The 8,057-nt window shown below is 47.4% G+C and carries 6 protein-coding genes and 1 pseudogene; 5 read left to right on the forward strand and 2 right to left on the reverse strand.

What is annotated here, in order from left to right; translation table 11 throughout:
- The 4 genes from RIB93_RS20295 to RIB93_RS20310 form a co-directional block, all read left to right on the forward strand.
- Positions 1 to 199, forward strand: a 199-nt coding sequence (locus RIB93_RS20295; protein ID WP_446375004.1) for a diguanylate cyclase domain-containing protein, incomplete at its 5' end; no start/stop codon positions are given.
- A 278-nt stretch (positions 200 to 477) separates the two neighbouring features.
- On the forward strand, positions 478 to 1,398 hold the full coding sequence (locus RIB93_RS20300; RefSeq protein WP_446375006.1) for a class I SAM-dependent methyltransferase: 921 nt from the start codon (positions 478 to 480) through the stop codon (positions 1,396 to 1,398).
- 152 nt (positions 1,399 to 1,550) lie between these two features.
- Positions 1,551 to 2,591 (forward strand): class II fructose-bisphosphatase, encoded by a 1,041-nt coding sequence (glpX, locus tag RIB93_RS20305; RefSeq protein ID WP_446375008.1) that lies wholly within the window; start codon positions 1,551 to 1,553, stop codon positions 2,589 to 2,591.
- 281 nt (positions 2,592 to 2,872) lie between these two features.
- Positions 2,873 to 4,159, forward strand: coding sequence for a glutamyl-tRNA reductase (locus tag RIB93_RS20310; protein ID WP_446375010.1), 1,287 nt, complete (start codon positions 2,873 to 2,875; stop codon positions 4,157 to 4,159).
- A gap of 298 nt (positions 4,160 to 4,457) precedes the next feature.
- Here RIB93_RS20310 and RIB93_RS20315 read toward each other — a convergent pair whose 3' ends face one another.
- Positions 4,458 to 4,601 (reverse strand): hypothetical protein, encoded by a 144-nt coding sequence (locus tag RIB93_RS20315; RefSeq protein ID WP_446375012.1) that lies wholly within the window; start codon positions 4,599 to 4,601, stop codon positions 4,458 to 4,460.
- Between the two features lie 555 nt (positions 4,602 to 5,156).
- Here RIB93_RS20315 and RIB93_RS20320 point away from each other — a divergent pair.
- Positions 5,157 to 7,142, forward strand: coding sequence for a protein kinase domain-containing protein (locus RIB93_RS20320; RefSeq protein WP_446375014.1), 1,986 nt, complete (start codon positions 5,157 to 5,159; stop codon positions 7,140 to 7,142).
- 629 nt (positions 7,143 to 7,771) lie between these two features.
- On the opposite strand, the pseudogene RIB93_RS20325 reads toward RIB93_RS20320, so the two are convergent.
- Positions 7,772 to 8,057 (reverse strand): annotated as a pseudogene (locus tag RIB93_RS20325) (IS1634 family transposase); the annotation flags it as partial.

Consider the following 8,057-nt stretch of genomic DNA (forward strand, 5'->3'; position numbering starts at 1 on the left):
AGAATTACGCAGTTTGGTTCACGGTTTAAAAATTACCCATGCGGCTTCTGCTGTCAGTGAATATGTCACCCTGAGTTTGGGCGTGGCGAGTCTGTATCCTGAGCCTGATACTCCACCAGCTAAGTTAGTTGCCGAAGCGGAGATGGCGTTGTATCAAGCGAAAGCCTCTGGGCGTAATCGATATGTGGCGAAAGTTTGAATCGTTATTTGTCATTGGTCATTGGTCATTTGTTGAAGATGTTTTGTACTCTAATCGGGGCGGGTTTAGTAATATTAGGGTGACAATCAAATGTTAATGGTAAAACCCGCCCCTACAACTGTCATAATTCTTCCCCATCTTCCTCCACTCCCCCTCACCACAACACTTACTTATTCAGCAGCCCCTAAAGGGTGGCAAAATGTTGCTAAGATGTCGTAGTATTGCCGATAGTCTGTATATATGTCAATCCCCAAAACAGATAATCGCGAAGAACCATTATGACGACTACGGTCAACCCAACACCCCGATTAGCCTCGCGCTTGGTTAATGGAATCCTTGCCATTAAACCTTTAGCCAATTTAGCCAAGCAGCAAGCTCGTAAGATGATTGTGAAGCGAGCGGAAAAAATTGGCGTACCTTGGACGAAACAGGTCAATGAGTTACGTTCTCTGGACTGGGATAGTTATCTGAATCAAGTCCAAAACCCCCAGTTAACCTACCCGGATTATTATTTGCGCCCCTTCCATGCCTATAACCAGGGAAATCTCCAGTGGGATGCTGCGTTTGAACAGGAAGTTGCCGCTTATGCTGTTCATGCCAATATTTATCCTGAAGATAAACTTCAAGGAGACGCTAAACTGCGGCAGAGTTACCATGAGTTGGTGCAAAAGCAGGTTACAACTGAGCCGCAAGATATTGTGGATCTGGGGTGTGGTGTGGGGATGAGTACCTTTGCCCTACAACAGATTTATCCCCAGGCAAACATGACGGGTGTAGACTTATCGCCTTACTTTCTAGCTGTTGCCGAATATAAGTCCAAACAGCATCATACAGAAATTAACTGGAAACACGCGGCGGCTGAAGCGACAGGTTTACCGGATGCTTCCTATGATTTAGTCTCTATCTTCTTGGTATTCCACGAATTACCCCAAACGGCGGCAAAGGCAATCCTACGGGAGGCACGGCGGTTATTACGTCCGGGTGGCTATCTTACCCTGATGGATATGAATCCTCAGTCTCAGGTGTATGCGACAATGCCAGCTTACGTTTTTACTTTATTCAAAAGCACTGAGCCTTACTTTGACGAGTATTTTACCTTGGATATCCAGCAAGCGATCGCGAAAGCAGGATTCCAGCCACCGATGATCATGCCGAATAGTCCCCGCCATCGGACAATCATTACCCAAGTCGAGACGTAGCGTGCTACGTCTGAAACACCTACTCGTAGCAAAACTTAACATAAACCAATACTCGACATTCTTTCGAGGAGATCCCAGTCTCTGATAGACTTTTAGACTGGGGACAGTAAATAACACCAGGGAAAAACTAAGCAGTTGAGAGGAAAAGCTTCGTGCTAGAAACTACGCTAGGACTAGAAATTATTGAAGTTGTCGAACAGGCAGCACTTGCCTCTGCCAAATTGATGGGCAAAGGTGATAAAAACGAGGCAGACCATGTGGCAGTTGAAGCCATGCGGGAGCGGATGAACAAAATTCACATGCGGGGTCGCATCGTGATTGGAGAAGGGGAGCGAGATGACGCCCCCATGCTCTATATCGGTGAACAAGTGGGCATCTGTACCAGCGAGGAGGCAAAGAACTACTGTAACCCCGATGAACTGATTGAAGTCGATATTGCCGTTGACCCTTGTGAAGGGACGAACTTGGTGGCTTATGGGCAACCCGGTTCAATGGCGGTGCTAGCCATTTCTGAGAAGGGAGGGTTGTTTGCTGCACCTGACTTTTATATGAAAAAGCTAGCTGCGCCTCCTGCGGCTAAGAATCATGTCGATATCAGTAAATCGGCAACAGAGAACCTGCAAATTCTCTCCGAGTGTCTGGATCGCGCCATGGAGGAACTTGTGGTCGTCGTCATGAAGCGCGATCGCCACAAAGGACTAATTGATGAAATCCGCTCTGCTGGTGCGAGAGTTCGGCTAATTAGTGACGGAGATGTCTCTGCGGCTCTCTCTTGTGCCTTTTCAGGGACAAATATCCATGCTCTGATGGGTATTGGTGCTGCACCCGAAGGCGTTATCTCTGCTGCGGCGATGCGCTGTTTGGGAGGACATTTCCAAGGTCAGCTAATTTATGACCCAGCAACTGTGCAGACGGGTTTGATTGGTGAAAGCAAAGAGGGGAACCTAGAGCGGCTCCAAGAAATGGGCATTAATGATCCCGATAAGGTCTACAATACTCATGAGCTAGCCTCAGGTGACACCGTGCTATTTGCCGCTTGTGGGATTACGCCGGGTACCTTGATGGAAGGGGTACGACTCTTCCACGGGGGGGCACGGACTCAAAGTCTGGTTATTTCCACCCAGTCGAAGACGGCTCGCTTTGTGGATACTGTCCATCTGTTTGATCAGCCGAAGACCCTGCAACTACGATAGATACTGTCAATTTATCCATTTTCGCAGGATTTCTTCCACTTGAATTCCAGTCATCGAGATGGAGATAAAAGCGTTCAAGCCAGAGTATAAGCAATGATAATGCTACTTACTCTGGCTTAACGTTGATTGTTTATTTCTCCCCCGTTAAAAATTCCATCTCTGAATCGGTGAACTTATACTGAATTGTTCATCGTATTCAGACAAATTTCTCAATTTTCTCTATCCTTATAAAACAAGACTGATAGTTGACCCAACCCAACGACAGAGATTTGGAGAACACAATGAATATTGCCGTCGTAGGTTTAAGCCACAAAACAGCGCCAGTTGAAGTCCGGGAAAAACTAAGTATTCCCGAAGCCCAAATAGAAGGTGCGGTGCAACAACTCTGTAGCTACCCCCATGTTGAAGAAGTGGCGATCCTTAGTACCTGCAATCGCCTAGAAATTTATATTGTGGCAGCAGAAACGGAAAAGGGTGTGCGTGAAGTCAGTCAATTCCTTTCGGATAACTCTCTTGTCCCCTTGCATCAATTACGCCCCCATTTGTTTATTTTGTTACATCAGGATGCGGTTATGCATCTGATGCGCGTCGCAGCGGGATTGGATAGTCTAGTCTTAGGCGAAGGGCAAATATTATCTCAAGTCAAGCATACCCACAAAATCGGTCAGCAATACAAGGGAATTGGACGCCTGTTGAATCGACTGTTTAAACAAGCGATTACCGCCGGAAAGCGAGTCCGCACGGAAACCAGCATTGGTACGGGGGCGGTTTCGATTAGTTCGGCGGCGGTGGAACTCGCCCAGATGGAAGTGCAAAACTTGGCGGCTTACCGAGTAGCAATTATCGGTGCGGGGAAAATGTCGCGTTTGCTGGTGCAACACCTGCTTTCCAAAGGGGCTGAGTCAATCGCCATTATCAATCGCTCAACTCGTCGGGCTGAGGAGTTGGCAAAGCAGTTTGAGAATGCTCAGATAACGGTACATCCCCTATCTGAAATGATGGAGGTGATTCCGGAGTCGGATATGGTGTTTACCAGTACCAGTGCGACAGAACCGATCCTGGATCGGGCTAAACTGGAAGACCATCTTGATCCCAATCGCTCCTTAATGCTATTTGATATTTCCGTACCGCGTAATGTGGATGCTGATGTCAATGAACTTGAACAGGTTCAAGCCTTTAATGTGGACGACTTAAAAGCAGTGGTGGCGCAAAATACCGAAAGCCGCCGTCAGATGGCAATGGAAGCGGAAAACTTACTGGAACAAGAGGTAGAAGCGTTTGAGGTTTGGTGGCGATCGCTAGAAACCGTGAGTACTATTAGTAGTCTCCGGGAGAAAGTGGAAGGGATTCGGGAGCAGGAATTAGAAAAAGCCCTATCTCGCTTAGGTTCAGAGTTTGCCGATAAACATCAAGAAATCATCGAAGCGCTGACACGGGGAATTGTCAATAAAATCCTCCATGATCCGATGGTGCAGTTAAGGGCTCAGCAGGATATTGAAGCCAGACGCCAAGCCATGCAGACGCTGCAAACGCTGTTTAATTTAGAGATTGAAGAACAGTTTGGTTAAACGTGGGAGATGAAGAGAGTAGGAGGGTGATGCTGAGTGAATATCCTCCCTCTCTTTTTTTTTGAAATAGTCAGGAGTTACGCATTGACAAAAAATCGGATTTGTGTTGTTATAGCGCTACGCGAAGCGGGAATAGGCAATAGGCAATAGGCTTTCTTTGAAGAAAAAAGCTTACCTTACAAGGGATTGAGCGATTTTGAATTTTTCTTTTATGTCCTAACGTGTCTGCGTAGTGCTATACCTCACTCTTCACAGGTAACGCGATCGCTCTTGCTCCAAATAATTGCCTGATCACGACTCACGTCACCACTAGCCACCCAGGTGCTGTACTCTGGACTAATCCTGATTTCGATAACAGGTTAGCGGTGATCAATCCACTACTGGTTAAGGCTGAGGTAACCAGAAAGCGGCGACGGTTGATTAGCTGATTTTTCCGTGCCATAGATAAAAATGATGCCCCAAATGTAAACAGTAGAGCAAATAATTCAATTAAACCTCAGCGTTGATGACTAGACAAAACAGACAAAAGTCTTTGGTCATCAGCGGTTCAGCTTGTTTGCGCCGTTGGTAAATTTACGCTTGAATGTCCTGATGTTAAGCGCTTTTTTGTTAGAGAGTGAGTATCGCCTCTATAATTAACATGGTAGGCATCTGGCTCCCCGGAGTCAGGTAAGCAGACTCTAACGTGCAGTGTTTCCAGAAACGTGTCGGGTAAGCCAGAGTTAAAAGACCTCAAACTGATCGAACGACAGTTATCGGTCAAGGTTATTTTTGCAAATAAACAAGAATAGCTGATTCGTCGGTAAACTTCCTGTCGGTGAATTAGCGACTATCTTGGAAAAAATAAACAATGAACTCAGGTTCGATTGTCAGATAAAGAATAAGACAAGTTAGTGGGGTGCTGTTTTCAATGCAATGGTTAATTAGACTTGTCTGAAAATTAGTCAAAGACCCTTTGAATCGTGGGTTGACGTGTAATTTCTGGACGTGTCTAGTGATGAAGAAAAATTCAACAGGGGCGCTGACAAAAACGATGGTGTCGGGTTCTCAAGACGCTTGGGACAATAAACCTCTAGGCGGACGCTATCACGTTATCGACAAGCTAGGGGTCGGAGGGTTTGGTCAAACCTTCTTGGCGCGGGATATGCATTTGCCCGGTCATCCCCAATGCGTCGTTAAAAAATTAAAACCTCAAGTGAGCGATGATGATGAGGAGGGGCTGCAAACGGCGAGACGCCTGTTCCAAACGGAAGCGCAAGTCCTCTATCGACTGGGTAATCATGAGCAGATTCCCCGGCTTTTGGCTCATTTTGAGGAAAATCACGAATTTTATCTGGCTCAGGAATATATTCAAGGACAACCCTTAAGTAAAGAGATAGACTCTCATCTGACGTGGTCACAGGAAAAAGTGCTATCCCTCCTGCAAGATATGTTGCAGGTACTAGCATTTGTCCATCAACAGAATGTGATCCACCGGGATATCAAGCCAGCCAATTTGATTCGCCGCGCCGCTGATGGCAGAATTGTGCTGATTGATTTTGGTGCGGTGAAACAGGTTAGATGTGAGTCGCTGAATCAGGAAACGGCGCTGACCAATGTGACCATTTCTATCGGCACTAAGGGATATATGCCCAATGAACAACTGGCAGGAAAACCTCGCTATAGTAGTGATGTTTATGCGGTGGGGATTATTGGGATTCAGTTATTAACGGGAATTCACCCCAAACATATAAAAGAAGACTCCGATACGGGTGAACTCAACTGGCGCAAATATGCCAAGCAGATTAGTCCAGAATTTGGGGAAATTTTGGATAAGATGGTGCGCTATGATTTTCGCGATCGCTACTCGACAGCAGAAGAAACCCTGTTAGCATTCCAGAGTTTACCCGCGCCATTATTGGAGTCGGCATCACCCCCCCAACCGTTAGCCCCTGAATGTGAATTGCCGCCTCTAGTTGATCCCCAAGCGCCGACGGATCAGGAGAGTCAAAATTTAGCCACTGATTCCGCCGAGACTCAGGCGTGGGAGGCGACACCAACGGAATCGACGCTGATTGAAGTCGAGGAGTCGAATAGCGAATCATCTTCTAGTTCTAGTCAAACCCAAGACACCGGACGCACCCAAACCTCTCAGCCCACCCCGGCTCAGACTGATGCTACCGTATCGCTAAGTCAACCTCAGGACTTTGAACCCACCGCAACGGTGTCAACCGCCGCTAGACCCCACGGATTTCGGCAATGGTTGATGCAGCCTTGGACTATTGCTGTGATTGCGATCGCGGTTAGTTCTACGGTTGCCATCACCCTGATTCTACTCCCCTCTCAATTGAATCATCAGTCTCAAATTGAGGATGTCCCCGCTGAAAGCCCAAGTCCAACTCCCACCCCCACTCCCACTCCCTCGCCAACCCCCGAACCCACGGCTGAATCCTTGCTCGCCGAAGCCGAAGACTTAAGACAAGCCGGAGAATACGAGAAAGCGATCCTAGTTTATAATCAGGCGATCGAACTCCAATCCGACTTAGCCCCTGCCTATTGGGGACGTTGCTACAGTCTCAATCAATTAGGACAACCCGAACAAGCCCTCGTCGCCTGTAATGACGCCCTCGCCTACCAATCCGATTATGCCGAAGCCTTAGTCAGCAAAGCCGATGCCCTACGGCAACAAAACCAGATCATAGACGCCCTGCGACTTTATGAACGGGTAACTGAATACTATCCCGATTTTGCCAGAGGGTGGATTCGCTATGGCATAGCACTGCAAGGGGTGGGGCGTTCCGCTGAGGCGGTTCAAGCGTTAGACAAAGCGATTGAACTGGATCGGAACTCCGCCGATGCTTGGGCAACTCGCGGTGAGGCGCTGATGGCGTTAGGGCGCACCACGGAAGCGATTCCTTCTCTGGATAAAGCCCTGCAACTCGAACCCGATCATGAAAAAGCTGCCAGCCTGCGTGAGAAGGCGAGGGAAACACTAGGGCGTTAGGGCAGTAATGGATGGGGGAACCATGTAGAGACGTGCCATGGCACGTCTGGGAGTCAGATGTAGGGGCGGGTTTAGGGATAACATGAATTGACCAACCTCAAACTGCACAACAAAACCCGCCCTAATCCCAACCTAGATGTAGGGGCAGATTTAGGGATAACATGAATAGACCCACCTCAAACTGCACAACAAAACCCGCCCTGATCCCAACCTAGATGTAGGGGCGGGTTTAGGGATAACATGAATTGACCCACCTCAAACTGCACAACAAAACCCGCCCTGATCCCAACCTAGATGTAGGGCAAATTTAGGGATAACATGAATTATTATTCGGTCAAGCTTTCCCTTGGATGTCAGATCCACTCCCGTAGCATTGTCATTTCTTCTCATCATGTACTGGTATGGCATACCTAATTTAGTAAATTAGCATTACATCCAGAAACCGTAGGGGCGCACCGACGTGCGCCCATCAAACCGTCAAATCTATTCCATAATTTTAATATTCACAACGGTGCGTTACGCTTTGCTAACGCACCCTACTGGCGTAACCCACCTTAATCTGAAGTTCCCCTTTGACAAATCGCTACACTGTATGCCTATCCCCGCTTAGGGCGATTTCAGTTTCAGGCTCACTGGGTACATATTAGGCTGACACCCAACAAATCTAAAGCCTTCCTTTGTACGGGAGTCGGTTCAGTTACCTTGTCAAAGTCGAAATTTACACCTGGAATATTAGACTGGATTCGATTGTTAACAATTGTGCCTAAATCAGCCCAGAGGGTTTGAAAGCTATGCACGGGTAAATTATCGGCTGTCCGCTTCTTTTGGGCTTTGTCAGAAGCTGAATTGCTCTTCGTCGAATGGTTGACAATTCCTTCGCGTAACTCAAGGGCATTATCCCAATCATCTTCATCA

Source organism: Coleofasciculus sp. D1-CHI-01 (assembly GCF_040218875.1).
Taxonomy (GTDB): domain Bacteria; phylum Cyanobacteriota; class Cyanobacteriia; order Cyanobacteriales; family Coleofasciculaceae; genus Coleofasciculus.